The sequence below is a fragment of the Citrobacter sp. Cf132 genome (assembly GCF_030333885.1).
Taxonomy (GTDB): Bacteria; Pseudomonadota; Gammaproteobacteria; order Enterobacterales; family Enterobacteriaceae; genus Citrobacter; species Citrobacter freundii.
Map to the genome: position 1 here is coordinate 12,548 of NZ_JAOWFA010000052.1, position 25,328 is coordinate 37,875.

Below are 25,328 nucleotides of genomic sequence, written 5' to 3' on the forward strand. Positions count from 1 at the left end.
TCAGGGCCACGCTTAAATGATTACAGCAGATCGCCGATCATTTTTTCCAGTTTACCCTGGTCTACAGCAAACTTACGGATACCGTCCGCCAGTTTATCTACAGCCATCGGATCCTGGTTGTGCTGCCACAGGAACTCAGCTTCGGTGATGCGTGCAGGACGCGCTTTCACTTCGCCGGAGAAGGACAGTTTACGTTCGATAGCGCCTTCGCTTTCCGCCAGCTCTTTCAGCAGTGCCGGAGCAATCGTCAGACGATCGCAGCCTGCCAGCTCAATGATTTCGCCGATGTTACGGAAGCTCGCCCCCATCACCACGGTTTCGTAACCGTGCTGTTTGTAGTACTCGTAGATTTCCGTTACGGAAACCACACCCGGATCTTCTGCCGGTGCATACTCTTTCTTGTCAGTGTTGGCTTTGTACCAGTCAAGAATACGACCAACGAACGGAGAAATCAGGTATACGCCAGCTTCTGCACATGCACGTGCCTGCGCGAAGGAGAACAGCAGAGTCAGGTTACAGTTGATGCCTTCTTTTTCCAACTGCTCAGCGGCACGGATGCCCTGCCAGGTTGAAGCCAGTTTAATCAGAATGCGATCGTTGCTGATGCCAGCGTCGTTGTACATCTTGATCAGACGTTTTGCTTTCGCGATGGACGCGTCGGTGTCGTAAGACAGACGAGCGTCAACTTCAGTAGAGATACGACCCGGGACCAGTTTCAGGATCTCCAGACCGATATTTACTGCCAGTTTGTCGGTCGCGTCGACGATCTGCTGTGCGCGGTCGTTGCTCTGCTGCTTAGCCCAGGCTACAGCGTCATCAATCAGCTTGCGGTATTCTGGGATCTGCGCTGCGTTAAGAATGAGAGAAGGGTTAGTTGTGGCATCCTGAGGCTGATACAGCTTCATTGCCGCGATGTCTCCGGTGTCGGCCACTACTGTGGTGAACTGACGAAGGGAGGTCAATTTGTCCGTCATGATAGCGATTCTCTTTAAACAGCTTGTTAGGGGGATGTAACCGATCTTCCCTGATGATAGCACGACGCACTCTCAGCGCAACCGCCTGGATTGTCCGACCCGCTGCTCAGCCCTGATTACGCATCTCAAAGCCTGTGATGCGCAATTGCGGGATATAACGATTGTTATGATAAACTCCCGCAATCACTCTCATGACAAGGTATATACTGGTCGATTATTGGTAGCGCTTACACGGAAATCTTCGCGCTTACCGGCATCAACAAGAGGGATGTTAATGCCTGATTTTTTCTCATTTATTAATGAAATACTCTGGGGATCGGTGATGATCTACCTCCTGCTTGGCGCAGGATGTTGGTTCACCTGGCGTACAGGGTTCGTGCAGTTCCGCTACATTCGCCAGTTTGGCACAAGTCTTAAAAACAGCATTAGCCCGCAGCCGGGCGGTTTAACTTCCTTTCAGGCTCTGTGCACCAGCCTTGCCGCGCGTATCGGTAGCGGGAACCTGGCCGGCGTAGCGTTGGCGATCGCCGCTGGCGGCCCTGGAGCCATTTTCTGGATGTGGGTCTCAGCGGTCATTGGTATGGCAACGTCATTCGCCGAGTGCTCACTTGCCCAACTGTATAAAGAACGCGATAGCAAAGGACAGTTCCGCGGTGGTCCTGCGTGGTATATGGCACGTGGTCTGGGCATGCGCTGGATGGGCGTCCTTTTTGCCATCTTTTTACTGATTGCCTATGGACTGATTTTTAACAGCGTTCAGGCGAACTCGGTCTCTCGTGCGTTGACCTTTGCTTTTGACATCCCTCCCCTCTTCTCCGGTATCGCACTGGCAATAGTGTCATTACTGGTCATCGTCGGCGGTATTAAAGGCGTCGCACGCCTGATGCAATGGTTCGTTCCGATGATGGCACTGCTGTGGGTTGGAAGTAGCATCATCATCTGTCTGTGGCATATCGGGCAGCTTCCCGACATTATCGTCACCATTATAAAAAGCGCCTTTGGCTGGCAGGAAGCAGCGGCGGGTGCGGCCGGATATACGCTAAGCCAGGCTATTGCCAACGGTTTTCAGCGCGGCATGTTTTCTAACGAAGCCGGAATGGGATCTACGCCAAATGCAGCCGCATCAGCCGCCTCCTGGCCACCGCATCCTGCGGCACAAGGCATTGTGCAAATGATTGGGGTATTAGGCGACACTCTCGTGGTCTGTACGGCTAGCGCGATGATTATTCTGTTGGCAGGCAATGGCACCAGCTATGTCCCAATGGAAGGCATCCAGTTACTTCAGAAAGCAATGGTAACGCTGACGGGAGAATGGGGAGCCGGATTCGTGGCTTTTATTGTGATTCTGTTTGCCTTTAGCTCGATTGTCGCCAACTACATCTATGCGGAAAACAATCTCGTCTTTCTGAAACTGGACAATATGCGCGTCATCTGGCTATTGCGAATCGCTACCATTAGCACCATTATCGGCGGAACGTTTGTCAGCTTCCCGCTGGTCTGGCAGTTGGCCGATATCATTATGGCTTGTATGGCCATTACTAACCTGACAGCGATTCTGCTGCTTTCTCCGGTTGTCCATACCATCGCCAGCGACTATCTGCGCCAGCGTAAACTCGGGGTGCGCCCGGAATTCGATCCGCACCGTTATCCTGATATCAGACAACAGCTTGCCCCCGAAAGCTGGGATGAAACGCCGCGCGAATAGCGCGGCAATCGCAACCATCGATCAATTCAGTCGTTTTTTTTGCTAAAGTCGCAGTAAATTTCCTGCAAGGACTGGATATGCTGATTCTGATTTCACCTGCAAAAACGCTCGACTACCAAAGTCCGCTGGCAACGACACGCCATACGCTACCCGAACTGCTGGATCACTCTCAGCAGCTTATCCATGTGGCGCGCCAGCTCTCTGCGCCGCAAATTGGCAAGCTGATGGGAATTAGCGACAAACTGGCGGATTTGAATGCCACGCGTTTCCATGACTGGCAGCCTGACTTCACGCCGGACAATGCGCGCCAGGCCATTCTGGCATTTAAGGGCGACGTGTATACCGGGCTGCAGGCTGAAACCTTCAGCGCGGCGGATTTCGACTTCGCTCAGCAGCATTTACGGATGTTGTCCGGACTGTACGGCGTTCTACGTCCACTGGATTTGATGCAGCCTTATCGTCTGGAGATGGGCATTCGTTTGGCCAATGCGAAGGGTAAAGATCTCTACCAGTTCTGGGGAGATATCATCACCGATAAACTTAATGAAGCACTTGAAGCACAAGGCGACAGCGTGGTGATTAATCTCGCTTCGGATGAGTATTTTAAATCCGTGAAGCCGAAAAAGCTCAATGCCGAGCTGATTAAACCAGTCTTCCTCGACGAGAAAAACGGCAAGTTCAAAGTCATCAGCTTTTATGCCAAGAAAGCGCGCGGCCTGATGAGCCGCTACATCATTGAGAACCGCTTAACGCAGCCGGAACAGCTGACCGCATTTAACAGCGAAGGCTATTTCTTTGATGAAGAAGCGTCAGGAAACGGCGAACTGGTGTTTAAACGCCACGAGCAATAATTTACATGCCGGATGACGGCTAACGCCTTATCCGGCCTACAGGTTTTGTAGGCCCGCTAAGCAAAGCGCCAGCGGGCACCACCGTTAACTGCGGGTCATCATCAGCTTACGCAGTTGCGCAAAATCAGCAGGCAGGTGATGAGAAAGCAGCGGCAAGTCCGCGCGTTCCGCCAGCTCTTTTGGCAACGCCAGCGTCAGATCAAGAATCTCTTCAACGCTTTCTTTAAACTTCGCCGGATGCGCAGTACCAAGGAACAGGCCGTACTCGCCAGGGTTCAGTTGGTCACGCAGCGCACGGTAAGCCACCGCCGCATGCGGTTCTGAGGTGTAGCCTATCTCATGTAACTCACGCATGGTGTCCTGAGTCGTGGCATCATCAACGGCGGCATAACCCAGCTCATTCAGACGCCAGATTTTACGGCGGAACAGTTCTTCCACGCGCGGCCAGTTGTTCGGCTGGCTGACATCCATCGCATTCGATAACGTCGCCTGAGTCGCTTTCGGCGCCCACTCACCTTCAGCAAGGAAACGCGGAACCGTATCGTTAACGTTAGTCGCCGCGATAAAACGCTTCACCGGCAAGCCCAGTGATTTCGCCAGTAGCCCGGCGGTCAGATCGCCAAAGTTACCGCTGGGAACAGAAATCACCAGCTGATTCCGCGCCTCTTGCGGTAGCTGAGCCACAGCCTCAAAGTAGTAACAGATTTGCGCCAGCAAACGGCTGATGTTAATTGAATTAGCCGAGTTCAGTCCCAGAGCCACCTTCAGCTCTTCGTCATCAAACGCCTGTTTCACCAGCGCCTGGCAGGCATCAAAATCGCCATCAATCGCTACAGTTTCAATGTTACCGCCCAGCGTACAGAACAGTTTTTCCTGTAATGGGCTGATCTTGCCGTTCGGGTAGAGGATCACCACGCGCACATTTTTCAGGCCATAAAAGGCATGTGCAACCGCCGCGCCGGTATCACCTGAGGTCGCCGTCAGAATGGTTACCGGCTTGTCGCCGCTGATGTGCGTCAGCATTTGCGCCATAAAGCGCCCGCCAAAGTCTTTAAATGCAAGCGTAGGGCCGTGGAACAGTTCCAGACAGCCGACATCTGCGGCAACCTGAGCAACCGGTGCCGGAAAAGCAAATGCAGCACGCACGCGTTTTTCCAGAATTTCCTGAGGGATCTCATCACCAATAAATGCGGACAGGATCTTCGCGCTGCGGCTAACGAAGTCCTGGTTCAGCATCTCATCCACTTCTGTCAGATTGAATTCCGGTAGATCGTGCGGAAAAAACAATCCCTGATTCTTGCCAAGCCCTTGCGTGACGGCCTGCGCAAAGCTGACCTGCTCGTTATGATCTTTCAGATTATACAGTTTCATTGATTATCCCAGTACCCGTGCGCCCGCCGTGTCCAGCCGGCAAATATGAACAAAGCCTTCCTGATTTTGCAGGTAATTTTTACTCAGCCAATCTGCTACGCGCTGCGCCGTATCCGGCTTATCGCACAAGGCGAACAGCGTCGGCCCTGACCCGGAGATCCCGCTGGCCAGCGCGCCAATTTCTGTTACCGCCTGACGCGCCTGACTAAAGCCTGGCAGCAAGCGGGTACGATACGGCTCAGCAATGACGTCCTTCATCAGCTTCGCGGCAAGCCCAGGCTGACGGGAATAGCAGGCATGGATAAATCCAGCCAGATGTCGCCCGTGGGCGATACAGTCCTGACGGCGATACTGCGCAGGTAGAATCGCCCGCGCTTCTGCCGTCGACACTTTAATCCCCGGATACGCCAGTACCCATAGCCACTCATCAAAGCCTGGCACCTGCTGGCTAATAATGCCGTTTTCTTCAATCATTAACTGCATGCCGCCCAAAAAGCACGGGGCAACGTTATCGTAATGAATACTGCCGGAGATACGCCCTTCCAGCTCGCCCATTATCGCCAACAGGCGCGTATCGTTGAGCGGCTTACCGCAGTGTTCGTTCATAGCGACTAACGCCGCCACGACGGAACAGGCGCTGGAGCCTAACCCGGAGCCAATCGGCATATTTTTTTCCAGCGTCATCGCCACCGGAACCGTTTTACCCAGCTCCTGGCAGAATCGCTCCCAACACTGATAGACAATATTTTCGCGCGGCTCTGACGGCAGCTTGTTGGCAAAGCGCCCAAGGTTGTTCAGGCTGAACTGATCAGCCGCCTCAACGGACACCACATCGCCCAACAGCGAACCGTCCACCGGAGTTACCGCCGCACCGAGCACATCAAACCCGACGCTCATATTGGCACTGGAAGCCGGGGCATAAACTCTCACCATGTCAGACTCCTAACTTCCATGAAAGGGTGCGTAGCAGGTCGGCAAAGACGCCCGCTGCCGTCACGTCGTTACCCGCGCCATATCCGCGCAGAACCAACGGTAACGGCTGATAGTAGTGGCTATAGAATGCCAGCGCGTTCTCACCGTTTTTCACTTTAAACAGCGGATCGTTGCCGTCTACTGCATCAATTTTCACGCGACAAACGCCGTCCTCTTCGATATTGCCAACATAACGCAATACTTTTCCCTCATCACGGGCTTTCGCCACGCGCGCGGCAAACACGTCATCCAACTGCGGCAATTTCGCCATAAACGCGGATACATCACCGGAATCATCAAATTCTTTTGGCAGAACTGGTTCAATGACCACGTCTGAAAGCTCCAGCTCACGACCGGTCTCACGGGCGAGGATCAGCAGCTTACGTGCCACATCCATGCCGGAAAGATCGTCACGCGGATCGGGCTCGGTATAGCCCATCTCACGCGCCATGGTGGTGGCTTGCGAGAAGCTCATGCCTTCATCCAGCTTGCCGAAAATAAACGACAGCGAGCCGGAAAGAATACCGGAGAAACGCTGCAATTCATCACCTGCGCTGAGCAGGTTTTGCAGGTTTTCAATTACCGGCAAGCCTGCGCCCACGTTGGTGTCGTAGAGGAATTTACGCCTGGACTTCGCGGCGGCAAAACGCAGCTGATGGTAGTAATCCATCGACGAGGTGTTGGCCTTTTTGTTCGGCGTAACCACATGGAAGCCTTCGCGCAGGAAATCAGCATACTGATCTGCCACCGCCTGGCTTGACGTACAGTCGACAATCACCGGATTAAGCAGATGATATTCTTTCACCAGGCGAATTAAGCGCCCAAGGTTGAAAGGCTCTTTCGCACTTTCCAGCTCCGACTGCCAGTTTTCCAGATTCAGTCCGTGGACGTTGGTCAACAGGGCCTTCGAGTTCGCCACGCCGCACACGCGCAGATCGATATGCTTCTTTTTGAGCCAGGTTTGCTGACGTTTAAGCTGCTCCAGTAGCGCACCGCCCACGCCGCCTACACCAATCACAAACACTTCAATCACCTGGTCGGTGTTGAACAGCATTTGATGGGTCACGCGAACGCCGGTAGTCGCGTCGTCGTTGTTCACCACCACTGAAATAGAACGCTCAGACGAACCCTGGGCGATCGCCACGATATTGATGTTCGCACGAGCCAGCGCGGCAAAGAATTTCGCCGAAATGCCACGCAGAGTACGCATACCATCGCCAACAACAGAGATGATAGCCAGACGCTCAGTCACCGCCAGCGGCTCCAGCAGGCCTTCTTTCAGTTCGAGGTAGAATTCATCCTGCATCGCGCGTTGCGCACGCGCGCAGTCGCCCTGCGGGACGCAGAAGCTAATGCTGTATTCGGAAGAGGATTGGGTGATCAGCACTACCGAGATGCCCGCACGCGACATTGCGGCAAAAACGCGTGCCGCCATACCCACCATGCCTTTCATTCCTGGGCCGGAAACGCTAAACATAGCCATGTTATTGAGATTAGAAATACCTTTTACCGGCAAATCGTCGTCATCACTGCTGGCGCCAATCAACGTGCCAGGCGCTTGTGGATTGCCGGTATTTTTAATCAGGCAAGGGATCTGGAACTGGGCAATAGGGGTAATGGTGCGCGGGTGCAGCACTTTGGCGCCGAAGTAAGAAAGCTCCATCGCTTCCTGATAAGACATCGACTTCAGCAGTCGGGCGTCGGGTACCTGACGCGGATCGCAAGTATATACGCCGTCAACATCGGTCCAGATCTCACAACAATCCGCGCGCAAACAGGCGGCCAGTACGGCGGCAGAGTAGTCGGAGCCATTACGCCCCAGCACTACTAACTCACCTTTCTCATTCCCGGCGGTAAATCCGGCCATCAAAATCATGTGGTCCGCAGGAATACGGCTGGCGGCAATGCGGCGCGTAGATTCGGCGATATCAACAGTAGATTCGAGGTAATGGCCGACTGCCAGCAATTTCTCCACCGGGTCGATGACCGTCACGTTGTGCCCGCGCGCTTCCAGCAGGCCAGCCATGATGGCGATCGACATTTTTTCGCCGCGGCAGATAAGCGCGGCATTGATGCTGTCCGGGCACTGTCCCAACAGGCTGATGCCATGCAAGACGTGTTTAATCTGGGCAAACTCTTGTTCAACAAAGGCTTTGAGCGGAGCCAGCGGAAAACCCGGCTGCGCAGCGGCCAAACCCACCAACAGCTCAGAGAAAATACGTTCGGCGTCGCTGATATTGGCTAAAGCATCCTGACCACCGATGGTCTTCTCAATCATCGCCACCAGATGGTTAGTAATTTTTGCGGGGGCAGAGAGCACGGTCGCGACCTGCCCCTGTCTGGCATTGCTTTCCAGAATATCGGCAACCCGCAGAAAGCGCTCTGCATTTGCCACTGATGTACCGCCGAACTTCAACACTCGCATGGTTTACCTCATTGCCTTTGGTCGAAAAAAAAGCCCGCACTGTTTAGGTGCGGGCTTTTTCTTGTGTTTCCTGTACGCGTCAGCCCTCACCGTTACCTGTGGTAATGGTGATGGTTGTGGTAATAGTGATGCTGATGCGTTTCATGATGTTGTGTGCTCTGTAATTATTTATTATCTGTCCTGTATTCTTTAAGGGTTAAAGTATCTGCTGACCTAAGTCAATAAATTTTTAAATTGATCACATTCCGAAACTTGTTCATGAGCGACTGCTTGCCCTTTTACTTTCAACCAATACAGCATGTCTCGCCCACTTGAAACCAGAGCAAAACACTGCACAACAAACATTAATCAACACTTTATTTTGTTAGATTTTTTTCTATATCATGTAAAAAACGGTGCAACATTGCCGTGTCTCGCTGCTCTAACAGACCCATTCGCTGTTGCAGCCAGTCCGTCAACTTAATGTCGTCAGAAACGTTCAGCGTGGCTAATAAACGCAAAACACGTTCGCGCAATGCCTGTAGCTGATGCTCATCCGTCATCTCAATGTTTCTGGCCGGTTGTTGTATTAAACCTGCTAATTGATAGCAATACACCATCACCGCCTGCCCCAAATTGAGTGATGGATAGTCAGCCACCATAGGTACCCCGGTGAGGACATCCGCCAGAGCCAATTCTTCGTTGGTCAGCCCCGAATCTTCACGACCAAAAACCAGCGCGGCGTGATCCATCCACGTTGATTTTTCCTGCAACAGGGGAACCAGTTCGACCGGCGTAGCGTAATAATGAAACTTCGCGCGGCTGCGCGCCGTGGTCGCGACGGTAAAATCCACGTCGTGAAGCGCCTCGGCTAACGTTGGAAAAACGTTAATATTATCAATAATATCACCCGAACCATGCGCAACCCATCGCGTGGCGGGTTCCAGGTGGGCCTCGCTGTCAACGATTCGCAACTGGGTGAATCCCATGGTCTTCATCGCACGGGCTGCCGCACCAATATTTTCCGCTCTGGCGGGGGCAACCAGAATAATTGTTAAACGCATTTCGATACTCTTTTGGCCTGTGTGCAAGTAATAATGTGACATGCATCAACATATTACGCAGCGCGAATTTACATATTTTTAACAGGAATCACTGAAAAAGCATTTCGCATCCGGTAAAAAATGCTAAACTATTTCCAGACTGAACTATTGCCCTTTATGTTAACAAAAGTTGCATATCCTTCTGTTTATCCATGATAATTTAATTTAAAATGGATCGCATTGGTTGGATTCATTACATTTATTAATTAGCGCGTGCAACTAGTTGTAATATTGCAATTTTGTGATGAAAGCAAACATTTGGATACGTTGATTTCATCAAACTGTTAACGTGCTACAATTGAACTTGATATATGTCAACGAAGCGTAGTTTTATTGGGTGTCCGGCATGTCTTAGCCTGTTATGTTGCTGTTAAAATGGTTAGGATGACAGCCGTTTTTGACACTGTCGGGTCCAGAGGGAAACTACCCACGACCAAGCTAATGATGTTGTTGACGTTGATGGAAAGTGCATCAAGAACGCAATTACGTACTTTAGTCATGTTACGCCGATCATGTTAATTTACGGCATGCATCAGGCAGGTCAGGGACTTTTGTACTTCCTGTTTCGATTTAGTTGGCAATTTAGGTAGCAAACATGCAGACCCCGCACATTCTTATCGTTGAAGACGAGTTAGTAACACGCAACACGTTGAAAAGCATTTTCGAAGCAGAAGGCTATGATGTATTCGAAGCGACAGATGGCGCGGAAATGCATCAGATTCTCTCTGAATATGACATCAACCTTGTGATTATGGATATCAATCTACCTGGGAAAAATGGCCTCCTGTTAGCGCGCGAACTCCGCGAACAAGCTAACGTTGCGCTGATGTTCCTGACGGGCCGTGATAACGAAGTCGATAAAATTCTCGGCCTCGAAATCGGCGCAGACGATTACATCACCAAGCCGTTTAACCCGCGCGAACTGACTATCCGTGCTCGTAACCTGCTGTCGCGTACCATGAACCTGGGTACCGTCAGCGAAGAACGCCGTAGCGTCGAGAGCTACAAATTCAATGGCTGGGAGCTGGACATCAACAGCCGCTCTCTGATTGGTCCTGATGGCGAGCAGTATAAACTGCCACGCAGCGAATTCCGCGCCATGCTTCACTTCTGTGAGAATCCGGGCAAAATCCAGTCTCGCGCAGAACTGCTGAAAAAAATGACCGGTCGCGAACTGAAGCCGCATGACCGTACCGTTGACGTGACTATCCGCCGCATTCGTAAACATTTCGAATCAACGCCGGATACGCCAGAAATCATCGCCACCATTCACGGTGAAGGCTACCGTTTCTGCGGCGACCTGCAGGATTAATTCGATCCTCACAGGTAAAAAAACGGCGCAATATGCGCCGTTTTTCATTTCACCACAGCCCTATTTCCATAAGCGAAACTCGTCACTCTGCGCAGGCTGAGACTCCGGAATTTCTGTCAGCTTTGGTTTTGGCTGTGCCAGCGAGTGCCAGTCAAGATGACGCGTCAGGAACATCACGCCACACAACGCGACCAACAGCACGCCGGTTCCCAGCAGTAAAGAGCTGTCCTGTGAACGGAGCAACACCCACATCACACCATCCAGCCCCAGCAGCGCTACGGTGAACAAAATACTCTTACGCCAACCCTGTAATATCGCCTGCAGATACACACCGTTCATCAACGCCCCCACCAGACTGGCCGTAATCCACGCGGCGGTAAAACCAATATGTTCTGACAACGCCAGCAGCAACAGATAAAACATCACCAGCGATAATCCCACCAGCAGGTACTGCATTGGGTGCAGTCGAAGGCTGGTCATGCTTTCAAGGACAAAGAAAGACATAAAGGTCAGCACAATCAGCAAAATGGCATATTTTGTCGCCCTATCCGTCAGTTGGTATTGATCCGCAGGCGTGGCGACAGCGACGCTAAATGCAGGCATTCCCTCCCAGCCAATCTTTTCGCCATCAAAGCGTTCGCCGAGGTTATTGGCAAACCAACTGCTTTGCCACTGGGCATTGAATCCAGACTTACTGATTTCGCGCTTAGCCGGAAGAAAATCCCCAAGAAAGTTGGGATGCGACCAATTGCTGGTTAAGGTCATTTCACTGTTACGGCCAACCGGAACAACGGAGAAATCTCCTGTTCCGCTCAAATTCAGCGACAGCGTCATGCTCAGGTTTTGCTCCGCCCAGCTCGCGTCGGGTAACGGAATGTGGATCCCCTGCGCACGTCCATCCAGCCCCGTCCCCGGCTCAACCGCCAGCGACGTTCCATTGACCTGCGGCGCTTGCACCACACCAATCCCGCGCGCATCCCCCACGCCAACCACGATAAACGGTTTGCCGACGCTGACATTGGGATGGTTTAAATCACGCAAACGTTCAGCGTTAAACTCGGCCTTCACCGAGAGGTCATTGTGCCAGACCTGGCCCTCATAAATACCGATTTTACGCGCTTCAACGTTCTGACTCCCCTCAACCACCAACGACTCCGGCAGCCAGAAATGGATATAGCTTCGCTTACGCTGGATCTCTTTGCCATCCTCCAGCGAGGTATAAAGCTCTGTCACCGGAATGGCTATCAACGGGCCGACCATCTTTTGCGGTCCGCTGGTGCTCTGGCGGATTGCATCTTCAACGTCATTGCGATAATCCGATCGCTCTACGATTATCTGCCTGACCATTGTCAGGGGAATTAACAGCAGCAGCATGGCGCCACCCAGAGTGACGATTTTCCAGAACAGGGGTGATTTCAACATAGCGTTCTCCTTTGCAATATCAGCAAGGTAGAACAGCTATGTGCGGAGAATTTGAAGTTATGTGAAGTGACGATGAAGCGTAAACGAAGCTTGTGCGCCGCCCTCTGGTCGGTTAGATAATGTCACCTCGCCTTCATGCAGTCGTGCAACTTCACTGACAAACGCCAGCCCCAAACCGCTGCTCTTGTGTCCATTCTCGCGGGGCAGCGAGTAGAAGCGCTCAAAAATACGTGGCAACGCAAAGTCAGGGATCCCGCTACCGCTGTCGGTAACCTGCAACGTGACCCGATCCTCGTGCTGATGTGCACTCAGCACAATCGTCCCGTCCTGTGGCGTAAAGTCGATAGCGTTGTCGAGTAAATTCCCCAATGCCTGCTCCAGTAACGCGGGATCGGCTGCGACGCTAAGCGATGAAGGCAAAATGGTCAGCGTGATGTTTTTTGCCGCCAGCTGCACGCTACGCGCCTCTTTGAGCTGAGCAAACAGTGCATCTACCGCCACTGGCGTCAACGTAATGTCCTGCAGATTCTCCAGTCGCGCCTGACGTAACAAGGTTTCAACCAGCGCCTGCATGCGCGCATTTTGCGTCAGAATATTATCGGTAAAGCGCGCTACCACGTTTGGCGGCGGACCTTCGCGCAGTATCTCTGCCGCGCCACGAATGGCCGCCAGCGGGCTTTTCAGCTCATGCGTTAACGCGTAGACATACTGCTCAATGTAGTTCTTGCCTTCGAGCTTCAGACGCATACTTTCCAGCGCCTGCGCCAGTTTGCGTAACTCGCTACTGCCTAAATCAGGCAGTGGGACGGGGCGATTCTCAGTAACGGAATCGGCATAACGCGCCAGCCGGGCAATGGAGCGGTTTATCCACCATACCATCCCGAAGCCAATCACCAGGGCAATACCCAGCAATACGGCGCTGGCCCACAGCATTCGCCGTTCACTGCGTTTAATCACCGGCGCCATCGCTGCATTTGGTTTGCCGACACTGAGCACACCGATAATACGACTACCGTCTACAATCGGCGCGGCAACGTACATCACCGAGCTTTCCGGGTCGTCCGGATTTTGCGGCGTACTACGAGCGCCATACTGCCCACGTAATGTTAACCACACGTCGTTCCAGCGGGAGTAGTCCTGACCGACGGCCTGGTTAGCTGAATCAAACACCACCTTGCCCTGGGCGTCCGTCATATAGACATGGTATTCATTACGTACTTTATTAATGCCGCTGATATTGGCGCGGAATGGTCGGTTATGCAGTTGCGAAAAGGCCTGCGCCAGCTTGCCGTTGGCGGGAGAGTTAGAGAGTAAGTCATCACGCGCCAGCGCAGCCAGCAGCGTGGCGGTATCAATCAATGTGCCTTCAGTCGCTCGACGGACGCCTGGCTTAATTTCCTGCACAAAGATAGACAGAACGAACCAGGCAGCGACGGCAACAATCAGAAAATAGCCGAGCAGCAAACGCATGCCAATGCGCATCAGACGCTCCTCAGGCTGTATCCCATACCACGATGCGTATTGATGGGGGAAAGCTCGGGGTTGATGGCCCGAAGCTTGGCGCGCAGCGTTTTGATGTGGGTATCGACCGTTCTGTCAAAGGTATCCTGCGCATCGGCCCAGACTAAATCCATCAGTTGTTGGCGGGAGTAAATACGTCCCGGCGACATCAGGAATGTTTTCAGCAGCAGGAATTCATAGCGCGTCAGGTTCAACGGCATGCCGAACCAGGTAATCTGCGCGGCCAGCTCATTAAGTTCAAAATCCCCACAGCGCGTTGTCAATGAAGGCGTGGAGAATTTTTGCACCCGCCGCAGCAGCGTACGCACACGAGCGCACACTTCACGCGGCGAGAAAGGCTTGGCAACATAGTCATCCGCGCCAATTTCCAGCCCCAACAGGCGATCCACTTCATCGCTGCGTGCGGTCAGAAACAGGATCGGCAACGCCGGGTGGCGTTCAAGTAAACGTCGGCACAGTTCAAAACCGCTTATATCCGGTAGCCCGACATCCAGAATGATGGCATCAGGGCATTGCTGGCGAGATTTCTCCAGCACGGGAAATCCGCGCTCAAACGCCTCTACGCTAAACCCCTCTTGCTGCAGCATGTAGATAAGCGTATCAGCGATTCCCTGCTCATCCTCAACCAACCAGATCAACGGCTGTTGCATTGTGCTTCCTTGTTATTGTCGCCACGGCATGATGGGTACCGCGCTAATGGCATTTTTGGGCGATCCATCGACGACTTTATCTGAATAAGCCAGATAGGCCAGCGCATTACGTTTCGCATCGTAAAAACGCACGACCTGTAAAGATTTAAACACCAGCGAGGTACGTTTTTTAAATACCACTTCGCCCTGAGCTTTACCGTTCTTGATTCTGTCGCTCAGTTCTACCGGCCCAACCTGCTGGCAGGAAATGGCGGCATCGGAGGTATCTTCCGCCAGCCCCAGACCACCTTTGATGCCGCCAGTCTTCGCCCGACTCACGTAGCAGGTCACGTTAGTAACATCCGGATCGTCAAACGCTTCGACCACAATTTTATGATCCGGGCCAAACATTTTGAACACCGTATCGACAGATCCAATCTGCTCCGCATGGGCAACCTGCGCCAACATCAGCAGAATTGAGGAAATAACTAAGCTCTTATATTTCATATTGTTACCATTTTTAAAAGTTACTCTGTGCAATTATTCGACATTCTAAGATAAAACGTATACAGATCAAAGGATTACAATAATCACGCTTTCGTATGTCCGAAAAAAGCATTTATGAGCAAAAAAAACACTGAATGCTAAAACAGCAAAAAATGCTATTATCCTCATACCTGACGTCAGGTACTCGTTGTTGAAAGGATGAGGATATTTTATGGATCAGGCTGGCATTATTCGCGACCTATTAATCTGGCTGGAAGGTCATCTGGATCAGCCTTTGTCGCTTGACAATGTGGCGGCAAAAGCGGGCTATTCCAAGTGGCACCTGCAGAGAATGTTTAAGGACGTGACGGGCCATGCTATTGGCGCCTATATCCGCGCCCGTCGTTTATCGAAATCTGCAGTGGCGCTACGACTGACTGCGCGCCCAATTTTGGATATTGCGCTGCAATATCGCTTCGACTCTCAACAAACCTTTACTCGCGCGTTCAAGAAACAGTTTTCCCAAACGCCTGCTCTGTATCGTCGCTCCCCGGAATGGAGTGCGTTTGGTATTCGCCCGCCAATGCGACTGGGTGAATTTGCGATGCCTGCGCACGAGTTTGTCACCCTGGAAGATACGCAACTACTCGGCACCACGCAAAGCTATTCCTGCTCGCTGGAACAGATTTCAGATTTCCGTCATGAAATGCGTATTCAGTTCTGGCGCGACTTCCTCAGTCAGGCTCCTGCGATCCCGCCAGTGCTGTACGGGCTTAACGAAACGCGTCCGAGCATTGAAAAAGATGACGAGCAGGAAGTGTTTTACACCACTGCACTGACGCCGGAACAGGCCAATGGCTATGTGCCGTCGGCGCAGCCTATCCTGTTACAGGGTGGCGAGTACGTGATGTTTACCTACGAAGGGCTGGGAACCGGCGTGCAAGAGTTTATCCTGACGGTTTACGGCACATGCATGCCAATGCTGAACCTGACGCGCCGTAAAGGACAGGATATCGAGCGATATTACCCGGCAGAAGATGCCAAAGCGGGAGATCGCCCGATCAACCTGCGCTGCGAATTCCTGATTCCGATTCGCCGCTAGCGCTGTAGTTCATCCAACGCAGGGGCGTCCAGATGTGAGATGTCCCCTGCCGTTTCAACGACCCATCCCGGCGCCAGCCATAAGCTTTCCTGGTAATCAACGCGAGAAATAGAACAGTTGCGCAGACGCAAGCGACGTTCAGCCCATGCCGGTAATCCAAGAATTGTACTCACCAGGCAACCCAGCGCGATACCGTGACTGACCAGCAGCGGACGACTTCCCGGCGGCAATTCCAGACAGGATGCCAGCGCTGCGTTGACGCGATCGCTCAATTCCTGCATCGATTCCCCTTCCGGGATACGACCATCCACCGTACCGTTCACCAACTGGCGACGCCAGCCCTCTTCCTCCGGCGTCAGCGTATCGATGTGACGTTTTTCCAGCACACCCATATTTAGCTCGCGCAGACGGGAGTCATAGGTGATATCACAGCCACAGGCCTGGGCGATGATTTCTGCGGTGCGTCGTGTACGACCAAGATCGCTACTGATGACATGCGTAATACCAAACGAGCGAGCGCGTTCACCCACCTGCATGGCTTGCTGTTCACCTTTAGCGGTTAGTGGGCTGTCTGACTGGCCTTGAATACGTCGCTCGGCGTTCCACTGCGTTTCGCCATGGCGAACAAGGTATACCTGTAACATGCTTTTTTTCCGTTATACTGCGATGCGATGAATTTTCAAACTGAGCTTAATTATGCACAAGGTTATCTCTGCGACCACCAATCCTGCCAAAATTCAGGCAATTCTGCGGGCATTTGAAGAGATTTTCGGGGAAGGATCCTGCCATATTGAACCCGTCGCCGTCGAGAGTGGCGTGCCGGAACAACCTTTCGGAAACCAGGAAACGCGCACTGGCGCACGAAATCGTGTTGATAACGCTCGCCGCCAGCACCCACAGGCTGATTTCTGGGTCGCCATTGAAGCAGGAATTGACGACGATGCCACCTTCAGTTGGGTAGTAATTGATAACGGCATCCAGCGCGGTGAAGCCCGTTCAGCCACGCTGCCATTGCCTACTGTCATTCTCGACAGAGTCCGCAAAGGTGAAGCACTCGGCCCGGTGATGTCGGACTATACAGGTATTGATGAGATTGGCCGTAAAGAGGGCGCAATCGGCGTCTTTACCGCGGGTAAGCTGACGCGTTCGAGCGTCTACCACCAGGCGGTGATTCTGGCGCTCAGCCCGTTTCATAACGCGGTGTATTTATAGCATTGTGCCGGATGTTCAATCGTAGGCCGGATAAGGCAAAGCCACATCCGGCGGATCAATTTTTCCCGAGCAACACCTGTTCCAGCCACTGACGCAGATCCACCGGTGCGGATTTGAGGCTGTTCGACCCTCGCGTAATAGTAGCAATCCCCGCCCCGAGCTCGTTTTTAAGCTCACGCTGGCTCATCTCACCGCGCAGCAGCTCTTCAATGATACGCACACGCGTGCCCAACGCTTCACGCTCATCCGGCGTTAACATCAAATTGAGCAGTGGCAGGTGTAAATCTTGTTCGTAGGCGTGTTTAAGCAGATCGACAAAACGTAACCACTCCTGGTGACGTTGTTCTGCCATCTCTGCTGAATAGGGTGATTGCTGAGTCATAAGATATCGCCATCGTTGCGGGGGAAGCGTGCTTGCCTCCCCCTTTTGTACTCTTTAACGAGTACGATAGCATAACACAATCGACACGATCAGTAACGACGTTGCCATTCTGCGTCGCTCATCAACTCCGGTTTATCGCCGAGGAAATAGCGATAGTACGCATCGTAAGCCAGCACGTTCTTCACATAACCACGCGTCTCTGAGAATGGAATGCTCTCGACAAACGCGACGGCATCAATGCGGCCAGCGCTATTGCCAAGCCAGGTGCGAACGCGTCCCGGACCGGCGTTATAGGCTGCTGACGCAAAGATGCGGTTATTGCCAAATTGCTGATACACGTACTGCAAATAGCTGGTTCCGATGTTGATGTTGGTATCAGGATCCAATAGCTGGCTCGGACTGCTGTAACCTGGAATCGAGAACATTTTCACCGTATGCGTCGCCGTACCCGGCATAATCTGCATCAGCCCGCTTGCGCCAACCGGTGATTTCACTTTCGGGTTCCAGGCGCTTTCCTGACGCGCTATCGCCATCGCATAGCTTGGCTGAATATCCTTGCCGCTGGTGTAACGGGTAAAAAGATCTTTATAGGCCAACGGGAATCGCTCTTCCAGATGATCCCACAACTTTCCGGCGATCGTCGCCTGAACGCTTAGATCCCACCAGTGATTGTTGAACGCGTAACGCGCCAACTGAGCCTGCTCGGACTTGGTACGGCTGGTGACCAGATTCGCCCATTCACTGCGCGCGGTATTATCCATGTTCCAGTACATTAGCTCGCGGACGCGTGCCATTTCCGGGCCCTGAGTCAGCGCAGAATCAACGTTCGCTGGTGCTTTATCCACTTTCAGCTCGTACTCTTCGCCCAGGCGCTGTGCCGCCACCATCGGATAGAAACCGCGCTGCTGCATGAGTTGGTGCAGGATCTCTTTGGCTTCCGCATCGCGTCCGCGCTCCAGCAGCAGATCCGCTTGCCAGTAGCGCCACTCATCTTTTTCTTTGGCTTCCATTGGCAGACGCGCCAGCCAGGTATTCAGGCCACGACGATCGCCGGTTCCCAGCGCCATGCGCACCCGGCGCTCCACAAGCGAGGTGGAGTTGGAGCGCATAATCGCATCATCACGCCATTTGGCCTGCTCGTCGGTAACGTCATTGCCCATCAGACGCCAGGCGACAATGTCGCGCAGCTCCTGGGTTTGCTCGTCATTCAGCTGTTGCGCCTGCACCAGGGAAGGGATCATCAGGCGGGCATTCTCCACATCCTGACGCGCCACGCTGGCAAAGGCGACCGCCGCCATCTGTCGGGTGAAATCCGTTGCGCCGGTGGTGCGAGCAAAGGTCATTACCGAATTCGGATCGTTGGCCAGCGCGATGATCGCTGAAGCAATGGTTTGGTATTGCGCGGGCATCTGTCCGGCCAACGCCGTGACCAGTCCGGTATTCCCGGCTTTCATCGCCAGACGAATACGCTCCAGATACGCCAGCGGATCCTGGGTGCCTGAGGCACGCCATACGCCGAATAATTTGTCACAGGCGTTCGGCTGACTTTTTCCGCTCAGCCACAGTTCTTTCGCCCCCTGCCAGGCTTCTTCAGTTTGTCCGGTACTCCATTTCGCGAAGTAATAGTTACATTGCGCTTCGGTGGTGCCCGGTTTTTCCGGACTGAACGCCAGCAGCCCACGCCAGTCTTCGCGGCGCGCCAGTTCATTCACGAAACGAGATTGCAGAGTACGCGCCGGGGGCAGCGTCGGGTTGGCGCGCACAAAATTGGTGACGGTAATGGTGGGCTGATTCATCAGATCGTCAGTGATCTGGCGATATTCCAGATAAGGATACAGAGGATAGTTCTTCAGGCCAGGCATCATCTGCTCTACGACATCCATCTGCCGGTTATCCCAGGCCTGCTTAATTTGCGCATAGCGATTGCGCTGCTCATCCAGGGAATCCGCTCGCGCTACTTGACTGACCGTCAGCAGACATACGCTGGCAGCCAGCAGGCGCCAGGTAAATTGTTTAGCTTTGTCCACAAGCTCTTCCTCTTCTCATGTTACGTCTGTGCAGCATCATGCCGCTTAATTCATTCATGCTAACCAGACATTGCAGAATGCGCCACGTCACGGACACTTTTTTACTTTTGTTGCGAGTGGGATCTGCTGGCTGGGATTGGACAATGAAAAAGGCTACACTTCGCCTTTGATAACTATTTACCAATAATTAGCCCTAAATAATTCAAGTTGCAGCAAGGCGGCGAGGAAGTGAATCCCCTGAGCGTACAAAAGTACGTGACTGGGGTGAACGACACAGCCAACGCATCTGCGGCTTGAAGTATGACGGGATAAACATAGAGGCGAGTCCAACGTGGCCCAATTCGTTTATACCATGCATCGTGTCGGCAAGGTCGTTCCGCCGAAACGTCATATTCTTAAAAACATCTCACTGAGCTTCTTCCCTGGCGCCAAAATCGGTGTTCTCGGTCTGAACGGTGCGGGTAAATCTACCCTGCTGCGCATCATGGCCGGTATTGATACTGATATCGAAGGTGAAGCTCGCCCACAGCCTGGCATTAAAATCGGTTACCTGCCACAGGAACCAAAACTGAACCCGGAACATACCGTTCGTGAATCCGTGGAAGAAGCGGTTGCCGAAGTGGTTAACGCGCTGAAAGGTCTGGATGAAGTGTACGCCAAGTACGCCGAACCGGACGCTGACTTCGATAAGCTGGCCGCACAGCAGGGCAAGTTTGAAGAGATCATTCAGGCGCACGACGGTCATAACCTGAACGTGCAGCTTGAGCGTGCCGCTGACGCCCTGCGTCTGCCGGACTGGGACGCTAAAATTGAGAATCTCTCCGGTGGTGAACGCCGCCGCGTCGCGCTGTGCCGCCTGCTGCTGGAAAAACCAGACATGCTGCTGCTCGACGAACCGACTAACCACCTGGACGCCGAATCCGTCGCGTGGCTGGAACGCTTCCTGCACGACTTCGAAGGTACCGTGGTGGCGATTACCCACGACCGTTACTTCCTCGACAACGTTGCCGGCTGGATCCTGGAGCTGGACCGTGGTGAAGGTATTCCATGGGAAGGTAACTACTCTTCCTGGCTGGAGCAGAAAGATCAGCGTCTGGCCCAGGAAGCCTCTCAGGAAGCGGCTCGCCGTAAATCCATTGAGAAAGAGCTGGAGTGGGTACGTCAGGGCGCTAAAGGCCGTCAGTCTAAGGGTAAAGCCCGTCTGGCACGCTTTGAAGAGCTGAACAACACTGAATACCAGAAACGTAACGAAACCAACGAATTGTTTATCCCACCTGGAGCACGTCTGGGCGATAAAGTTGTTGAAGTCACCAATCTGCGTAAATCCTACGGGGATCGCGTGCTGATTGACGACCTGAGCTTCTCGGTACCGAAAGGCGCTATCGTCGGCATCATCGGTCCGAACGGTGCGGGTAAATCAACCCTGTTCCGTATGATGTCCGGCCAGGAACAGCCTGACAGCGGTACCATCACGCTGGGTGAAACCGTCAAACTGGCCTCCGTTGACCAGTTCCGTGACGCCATGGACAACAGCAAAACCGTGTGGGAAGAAGTGTCCGGCGGGCTGGATATCATGAAGATCGGCAACACCGAAATGCCAAGCCGTGCCTACGTGGGCCGCTTCAACTTCAAAGGTGTGGATCAGGGTAAACGCGTTGGCGAGTTGTCCGGCGGTGAGCGTGGTCGTCTGCACCTGGCGAAGCTGCTGCAAGTTGGCGGCAACATGCTGCTGCTCGATGAACCAACCAACGACCTGGATATCGAAACCCTGCGCGCGCTGGAAAACGCCCTGCTGGAGTTCCCGGGCTGCGCGATGGTTATCTCGCACGACCGTTGGTTCCTTGACCGTATCGCGACCCACATTCTGGATTACCAGGATGAGGGTAAGGTTGAGTTCTTCGAAGGTAACTTTACCGAATACGAAGAGTACAAGAAACGCACGCTGGGCGCCGATGCGCTGGAGCCGAAGCGTATTAAGTACAAGCGTATTTCTAAGTAATTAGCGTTAAGCGCCGGATGGCGGCGTCATGCCACATCCGGCCTACGAGGTTAGTGCGACTTGTAGGCCGGATAAGCGCAGCGCATCCGGCATTAAAACCTACCTCTGCTCGCCCATCAACTCTTTCACCAACTCCACGCAGCGCAGGAAGCGACCATCGTAGTCCGGCTCCTGAACGTGCACAAAATTGATATTGTTCTCCTGCAGCATCTCGACCAACAGCGTCTGAAACGCTTTTCTGTCAACCGAACTTCCAAGGCTGCGCAAGCCATCCGCTACCCACGGGGTGTTGTTTTCCAGCAGGATAACCAGGTCGAAGCGATACTCGTCAATCAGCGCTTGCACAAACGGGTGTTCACGCCCTTCATACTTTTTGCAGAAAGCCTGAGTGGTCACAAAATCGGTGTCGATGAACGCCACTTTATTGGCGTACTTAACAGCAAAATCAATGTATTGCGCTTGTCCCAGGGCGATTTTATCGTAATCAGAATACTGTAACGCCATCTCATCGCCGCCCAAATGGGAGAAGACGTAATCACGCCCATATTCCCACGCACTGGTGGTGTTAAAGATGTTGGCGAGCTTGTTCACCAGCGTCGATTTACCGCTCGACTCCCCGCCGAGGATCGCCACGGTGCGCACGAAAAACGGCTTCACTTCGGTCGGAATATACTCCCAGTAGCGAAACGGGTTTTCACGGATTTGCCCGCCGCTGATGCTCATAAACGTCCGCTTGGGATCCACCAGCACGGTTTCGATCCCCAGATGTTCGAGATACTGCGGGGCATCTGATTCTTCAGAGGTGTAGATCCAGTTTGGCTGGATCCCTTTCTCCTGCATAAACGTTTTGATCCCGTTGCTCCACACGTCCCAACCGTGTGGATACGGCTCCATGCCCTCTTCGTTGAAGGCATGAATACGGATATTTTTCTGATACTTAAAGGTTTGCAGCAGCCAGCGTAGACGATCGGGCACCGTAGGCTGTTGCGACATGGCACTGTCTTCAAACAGGCTGCGATCGCGCGTGTCGTCATAGCCCATGATGATATGCAGTTCATCAACCTGACTACAGGCGCGCTGGATAAGATAGATATGGCCGGTATGCAGCGGATAAAACTTACCAAATACCACACCGATATTTTTCTGCTGGCGCGGAAACTCCAGTCCGAGAAAACGGTGCAACGCCTCCAGCTTTTGCGCGCTGGGGCTTTTAATTTTGGCATTCAGAAGCTGGCTTAGATATCCCTTGGTCATGCCACTGGCATCTGCCACCTGTTGCAGGGTACAACCCTTTTTCTTAATGGCGGTTTTCAGATAATCAAATGACACAAGAGCCTCCTGCTGGAAAAATCGCGTAACACTGCCTGATGACGCATCGCTTATCAGGCCTACAAATTCAGTACGTACGGGTATTTGATTATAGGTCGTCAAACACGCTTAACGCATCCGCAAGCTTCTTAACGCCAAAGACCTGCATCCCTTCCGGTACTTTTTTCGGTACGTTAGCGGCAGGAACAATCGCCCGGCGAAAACCGTGTTTCGCCGCCTCCGAAATACGCTCCTGCCCGCTGGGTACCGGACGGATTTCGCCTGCCAACCCCACTTCGCCAAAGACCACTAAATCCTGTGGCAGCGGCCTGTCGCGCAGGCTGGAGACCATTGCCAGCAGCAACGCCAGGTCGGCGCTGGTTTCGGTGACTTTTACGCCGCCAACTACGTTAACGAACACGTCCTGATCCGCCATCTGCAAGCCGCCATGACGATGTAACACTGCCAGCAGAATCGCCAGACGGTTCTGTTCCAGACCGACCGCCACACGACGCGGGTTCGCCATCATTGAGTGATCGACCAGCGCCTGAATCTCGACCAGCAGCGGGCGCGTGCCTTCCCAGACTACCATCACCGAACTACCGGAAGTGACTTCATCGCCACGGCTTAAGAAAATTGCAGAAGGGTTGCTGACTTCACGCAGCCCCTGTTCCGTCATGGCAAAGACACCCAGCTCATTCACCGCGCCAAAGCGGTTTTTATGGCTACGCAGTGTACGGAAGCGGGAATCGGCGTCGCCGTCGAGCAACACCGAGCAGTCAATACAGTGCTCCAGTACCTTCGGCCCGGCCAGCGAGCCATCTTTGGTGACGTGGCCGACCATCACAATCGCCACGCCGCGCGTTTTAGCAAAGCGCGTCAGGTAAGCAGCGGTTTCACGCACCTGCGCCACGCTGCCCGGCGAAGACTGAATATCCGCCATGTGCATCACCTGAATGGAGTCGATCACCATCAGCTTCGGCTGTTCTTCTTCAGCAATCAGGCAAATTTGTTCGATACTGGTTTCCGACAGCATGTTCAGGTTCGCCGTCGGCAGGCCAAGCCGATGCGCGCGCATCGCCACCTGTTGCAGCGACTCTTCGCCGGTGACGTACAGGGTTTTCATCTGCTCGGCGAGCCTGCACAGCGTTTGCAACAGCAGCGTTGATTTGCCCGCGCCAGGGTTACCGCCAATCAGTATGGCGCTGCCGGGCACCACACCACCGCCGAGCACGCGGTCAAACTCTTTAAATCCGGTAGAAAAACGCGGCAGTTCCTCAAGGCTGATGTCAGAGAGCTTCTGCACTTTTGCAACGCCCGCATTTCCGGCGTAGCCGCTGAGTCGCTCGTTGCGCGCCACCGTTGGCGATGCGGCAAGGCGCACCTCGGTAATGGTATTCCAGGCCTGACAGGCGCTGCATTGCCCCTGCCAGCGCGGGTAATCGGCCCCGCATTCATTACAAACAAAGGCGCGTTTAGGAGCTTTTGCCACGTTTTACCTCATTATTTCTGATTCATACTGCCAGAGAGAATGCAGAACACGCCCATCAGGTCAGCGTGACGGATAGTAATCTCCGTCTTTTCATTCACTTTGGGTTTCGCATGATACGCAATCCCCAGCCCGGCCGTTTTGATCATCGGCAGATCGTTGGCACCGTCGCCGATCGCCACCGTCTGCGCCATCGGGATCTCATATTCTTGCGCCAGGCGGGTCAGAGTACTGGCTTTGTACTGAGCATCGACGATATCGCCGATCACGTTGCCAGTAAATTTACCGTCCATGATCTCCAGCTCATTCGCCACAGCTGCCGTCAGGCGCAGCTTGTTGCGCAGATAATCGGCAAAGAAAGTAAACCCGCCGGAAGCGATAGCCACTTTCCAGCCAAGCGTTTCCAGTTTTAACACCAACTGAGTCAGGCCTGGCATTAGCGGCAATGTTTCGCGCACCTGGTGCAGAATATTGGCATCAGCGCCCTTCAGCGTCGCCACGCGGCTGCGCAGGCTGGCGGTAAAGTCCAGCTCGCCGCGCATTGCGCGTTCGGTGACTTCGGCAACCATCTCGCCGGTTCCGGCCAGTTTAGCAATTTCATCAATGCATTCGATCTGGATAGCCGTTGAATCCATGTCCATCACCAGTAAACCCGGCGTGCGCAGATGCGGAATTTTACCCAGCGGCGCAACATCCAGTTTGGCGTCATGCGCCAGTTTTGCCGCACGCGGCGTTAACGAGCCCGCCAGACGAATTACCTGATAATCCTCAACGCACCACGCCGCCACGATCACCATCGCCGCGCCCAGTTTACTCTGGTATTGCGTTAACCGTTGTTTATCCAGCCCACGACCGTACAGCAGCCAGCCACTGCGGCCCGCGTGGTAATCCAGCGGCATCACTTCATCACCGCTTAAAGAGAGGGGCAGACCTGGCCACAGAGAGACATCTTCAGGTAGATCGCACCAGGTAATGTTAGGCATTAAAGCTCCTGTAAAATCGTTCGGGTCGGAATCATCAGGGGAAAATAACGCATGAGGCTACCCTGTAACCAGCGCT

The 25,328-nt window shown here is 53.4% G+C and carries 23 protein-coding genes and 1 other annotated feature; of the genes, 6 read left to right on the top strand and 17 right to left on the bottom strand.

The window, feature by feature from the left end:
* Positions 1-20 precede the first annotated feature (20 nt).
* Positions 21-974 (bottom strand): transaldolase, encoded by a 954-nt coding sequence (gene tal / locus OGV85_RS10155; RefSeq protein WP_003018974.1) that lies wholly within the window; start codon positions 972-974, stop codon positions 21-23.
* A gap of 274 nt (positions 975-1,248) precedes the next feature.
* Between tal and OGV85_RS10160 the strand changes: the two genes are divergently transcribed.
* Together OGV85_RS10160 and yaaA are read left to right on the top strand one after the other, a co-directional pair.
* Positions 1,249-2,679: an alanine/glycine:cation symporter family protein gene (locus OGV85_RS10160; protein ID WP_048233940.1), complete on the top strand. Its 1,431-nt coding sequence runs from the start codon at positions 1,249-1,251 to the stop codon at positions 2,677-2,679.
* A 77-nt stretch (positions 2,680-2,756) separates the two neighbouring features.
* Positions 2,757-3,530 (top strand): peroxide stress protein YaaA, encoded by a 774-nt coding sequence (yaaA, locus tag OGV85_RS10165; protein WP_060855445.1) that lies wholly within the window; start codon positions 2,757-2,759, stop codon positions 3,528-3,530.
* A gap of 84 nt (positions 3,531-3,614) precedes the next feature.
* On the opposite strand, the gene thrC is transcribed toward yaaA, so the two are convergent.
* From thrC to yjjY, 6 genes are all read right to left on the bottom strand, one after another.
* A complete protein-coding gene (thrC, locus tag OGV85_RS10170) occupies positions 3,615-4,901 on the bottom strand; it encodes a threonine synthase (RefSeq protein WP_003018980.1) in 1,287 nt (428 codons plus the stop codon).
* Between the two features lie 3 nt (positions 4,902-4,904).
* Positions 4,905-5,834 carry a homoserine kinase gene (gene thrB, locus OGV85_RS10175; RefSeq protein ID WP_003018982.1) on the bottom strand — a complete coding sequence of 310 codons (930 nt, stop codon included), beginning with the start codon at positions 5,832-5,834 and terminating at the stop codon, positions 4,905-4,907.
* Position 5,835: 1 nt separating this feature from the next.
* Positions 5,836-8,298, bottom strand: a complete 2,463-nt coding sequence (gene thrA / locus OGV85_RS10180; RefSeq protein ID WP_003018985.1) for a bifunctional aspartate kinase/homoserine dehydrogenase I — start codon at positions 8,296-8,298, stop codon at positions 5,836-5,838.
* Positions 8,299-8,321: 23 nt separating this feature from the next.
* Positions 8,322-8,448, bottom strand: a sequence feature (Thr leader region).
* Entirely contained in the window at positions 8,378-8,443 is a 66-nt protein-coding gene (gene thrL / locus OGV85_RS10185) for a thr operon leader peptide (protein ID WP_072291326.1), read from the bottom strand. (Overlaps the previous feature by 66 nt.)
* Before the next feature lie 206 nt (positions 8,449-8,654).
* Positions 8,655-9,341, bottom strand: coding sequence for a tRNA/rRNA methyltransferase (locus tag OGV85_RS10190; protein ID WP_003018988.1), 687 nt, complete (start codon positions 9,339-9,341; stop codon positions 8,655-8,657).
* A gap of 398 nt (positions 9,342-9,739) precedes the next feature.
* The gene (gene yjjY, locus OGV85_RS10195) at positions 9,740-9,880 is read right to left on the bottom strand and encodes a YjjY family protein (protein ID WP_042998021.1); all 141 of its coding nucleotides are present in this window, start codon (positions 9,878-9,880) and stop codon (positions 9,740-9,742) included.
* A gap of 95 nt (positions 9,881-9,975) precedes the next feature.
* Here yjjY and arcA point away from each other — a divergent pair, with 95 nt between their 5' ends.
* On the top strand, positions 9,976-10,692 hold the full coding sequence (arcA, locus tag OGV85_RS10200) for a two-component system response regulator ArcA (RefSeq protein ID WP_001194359.1): 717 nt from the start codon (positions 9,976-9,978) through the stop codon (positions 10,690-10,692).
* 60 nt (positions 10,693-10,752) lie between these two features.
* Here arcA and creD read toward each other — a convergent pair whose 3' ends face one another.
* Genes creD through creA form a run of 4 tightly spaced genes read right to left on the bottom strand, consistent with a single transcriptional unit; the run spans position 10,753 to position 14,771 of the window.
* The gene (gene creD / locus OGV85_RS10205) at positions 10,753-12,114 is read right to left on the bottom strand and encodes a cell envelope integrity protein CreD (protein WP_061548374.1); all 1,362 of its coding nucleotides are present in this window, start codon (positions 12,112-12,114) and stop codon (positions 10,753-10,755) included.
* Between the two features lie 57 nt (positions 12,115-12,171).
* A complete protein-coding gene (gene creC / locus OGV85_RS10210; RefSeq protein ID WP_286553496.1) occupies positions 12,172-13,596 on the bottom strand; it encodes a two-component system sensor histidine kinase CreC in 1,425 nt (474 codons plus the stop codon).
* Positions 13,596-14,285: a two-component system response regulator CreB gene (gene creB / locus OGV85_RS10215; RefSeq protein ID WP_016149520.1), complete on the bottom strand. Its 690-nt coding sequence runs from the start codon at positions 14,283-14,285 to the stop codon at positions 13,596-13,598. The genes creC and creB overlap by 1 nt, the downstream gene beginning before the upstream one ends.
* Before the next feature lie 12 nt (positions 14,286-14,297).
* Complete coding sequence (gene creA / locus OGV85_RS10220; protein WP_003018998.1) at positions 14,298-14,771, bottom strand: protein CreA; 474 nt, start codon at positions 14,769-14,771, stop codon at positions 14,298-14,300.
* 211 nt (positions 14,772-14,982) lie between these two features.
* On the opposite strand from creA, the gene robA reads away from it, so the two are divergent.
* Positions 14,983-15,852, top strand: coding sequence for an MDR efflux pump AcrAB transcriptional activator RobA (robA, locus tag OGV85_RS10225; protein WP_003837295.1), 870 nt, complete (start codon positions 14,983-14,985; stop codon positions 15,850-15,852).
* Here the strand turns inward: robA and gpmB are convergent.
* Entirely contained in the window at positions 15,849-16,496 is a 648-nt protein-coding gene (gene gpmB / locus OGV85_RS10230; protein ID WP_003019006.1) for a 2,3-diphosphoglycerate-dependent phosphoglycerate mutase GpmB, read from the bottom strand. The two genes, robA and gpmB, sit on opposite strands and share 4 nt — an antisense overlap.
* A 52-nt stretch (positions 16,497-16,548) precedes the next feature.
* On the opposite strand from gpmB, the gene yjjX reads away from it, so the two are divergent.
* Positions 16,549-17,064 (top strand): inosine/xanthosine triphosphatase, encoded by a 516-nt coding sequence (yjjX, locus tag OGV85_RS10235; protein WP_003019009.1) that lies wholly within the window; start codon positions 16,549-16,551, stop codon positions 17,062-17,064.
* Positions 17,065-17,119: 55 nt separating this feature from the next.
* Here the strand turns inward: yjjX and trpR are convergent, their stop codons facing one another.
* Positions 17,120-17,446, bottom strand: coding sequence for a trp operon repressor (gene trpR / locus OGV85_RS10240; RefSeq protein WP_003837292.1), 327 nt, complete (start codon positions 17,444-17,446; stop codon positions 17,120-17,122).
* 89 nt (positions 17,447-17,535) lie between these two features.
* Positions 17,536-19,473 carry a murein transglycosylase gene (sltY, locus tag OGV85_RS10245; RefSeq protein ID WP_003019016.1) on the bottom strand — a complete coding sequence of 646 codons (1,938 nt, stop codon included), beginning with the start codon at positions 19,471-19,473 and terminating at the stop codon, positions 17,536-17,538.
* 331 nt (positions 19,474-19,804) lie between these two features.
* On the opposite strand from sltY, the gene ettA reads away from it, so the two are divergent.
* Positions 19,805-21,472, top strand: coding sequence for an energy-dependent translational throttle protein EttA (gene ettA / locus OGV85_RS10250; protein WP_003019019.1), 1,668 nt, complete (start codon positions 19,805-19,807; stop codon positions 21,470-21,472).
* A gap of 99 nt (positions 21,473-21,571) precedes the next feature.
* On the opposite strand, the gene nadR is transcribed toward ettA, so the two are convergent.
* The 3 genes from nadR to serB form a co-directional block, all read right to left on the bottom strand.
* Positions 21,572-22,801 (bottom strand): multifunctional transcriptional regulator/nicotinamide-nucleotide adenylyltransferase/ribosylnicotinamide kinase NadR, encoded by a 1,230-nt coding sequence (gene nadR / locus OGV85_RS10255; RefSeq protein WP_003019021.1) that lies wholly within the window; start codon positions 22,799-22,801, stop codon positions 21,572-21,574.
* 88 nt (positions 22,802-22,889) lie between these two features.
* The gene (radA, locus tag OGV85_RS10260; RefSeq protein WP_001728171.1) at positions 22,890-24,272 is read right to left on the bottom strand and encodes a DNA repair protein RadA; all 1,383 of its coding nucleotides are present in this window, start codon (positions 24,270-24,272) and stop codon (positions 22,890-22,892) included.
* A gap of 11 nt (positions 24,273-24,283) precedes the next feature.
* The gene (gene serB / locus OGV85_RS10265; RefSeq protein WP_003019027.1) at positions 24,284-25,252 is read right to left on the bottom strand and encodes a phosphoserine phosphatase; all 969 of its coding nucleotides are present in this window, start codon (positions 25,250-25,252) and stop codon (positions 24,284-24,286) included.
* Between the last annotated feature and the right edge of the window lie 76 nt (positions 25,253-25,328).

Coding starts and splice junctions, on each gene's coding strand:
- tal (WP_003018974.1), bottom strand. CDS start 974: ATGACGGACAAATTGACCTCCCTTCGTCAGTTCACCACAGTAGTGGCC.
- OGV85_RS10160 (WP_048233940.1), top strand. CDS start 1,249: ATGCCTGATTTTTTCTCATTTATTAATGAAATACTCTGGGGATCGGTG.
- yaaA (WP_060855445.1), top strand. CDS start 2,757: ATGCTGATTCTGATTTCACCTGCAAAAACGCTCGACTACCAAAGTCCG.
- thrC (WP_003018980.1), bottom strand. CDS start 4,901: ATGAAACTGTATAATCTGAAAGATCATAACGAGCAGGTCAGCTTTGCG.
- thrB (WP_003018982.1), bottom strand. CDS start 5,834: ATGGTGAGAGTTTATGCCCCGGCTTCCAGTGCCAATATGAGCGTCGGG.
- thrA (WP_003018985.1), bottom strand. CDS start 8,298: ATGCGAGTGTTGAAGTTCGGCGGTACATCAGTGGCAAATGCAGAGCGC.
- OGV85_RS10190 (WP_003018988.1), bottom strand. CDS start 9,341: ATGCGTTTAACAATTATTCTGGTTGCCCCCGCCAGAGCGGAAAATATT.
- yjjY (WP_042998021.1), bottom strand. CDS start 9,880: ATGACTAAAGTACGTAATTGCGTTCTTGATGCACTTTCCATCAACGTC.
- arcA (WP_001194359.1), top strand. CDS start 9,976: ATGCAGACCCCGCACATTCTTATCGTTGAAGACGAGTTAGTAACACGC.
- creD (WP_061548374.1), bottom strand. CDS start 12,114: ATGTTGAAATCACCCCTGTTCTGGAAAATCGTCACTCTGGGTGGCGCC.
- creC (WP_286553496.1), bottom strand. CDS start 13,596: ATGCGCATTGGCATGCGTTTGCTGCTCGGCTATTTTCTGATTGTTGCC.
- creB (WP_016149520.1), bottom strand. CDS start 14,285: ATGCAACAGCCGTTGATCTGGTTGGTTGAGGATGAGCAGGGAATCGCT.
- creA (WP_003018998.1), bottom strand. CDS start 14,771: ATGAAATATAAGAGCTTAGTTATTTCCTCAATTCTGCTGATGTTGGCG.
- robA (WP_003837295.1), top strand. CDS start 14,983: ATGGATCAGGCTGGCATTATTCGCGACCTATTAATCTGGCTGGAAGGT.
- gpmB (WP_003019006.1), bottom strand. CDS start 16,496: ATGTTACAGGTATACCTTGTTCGCCATGGCGAAACGCAGTGGAACGCC.
- yjjX (WP_003019009.1), top strand. CDS start 16,549: ATGCACAAGGTTATCTCTGCGACCACCAATCCTGCCAAAATTCAGGCA.
- trpR (WP_003837292.1), bottom strand. CDS start 17,446: ATGACTCAGCAATCACCCTATTCAGCAGAGATGGCAGAACAACGTCAC.
- serB (WP_003019027.1), bottom strand. CDS start 25,252: ATGCCTAACATTACCTGGTGCGATCTACCTGAAGATGTCTCTCTGTGG.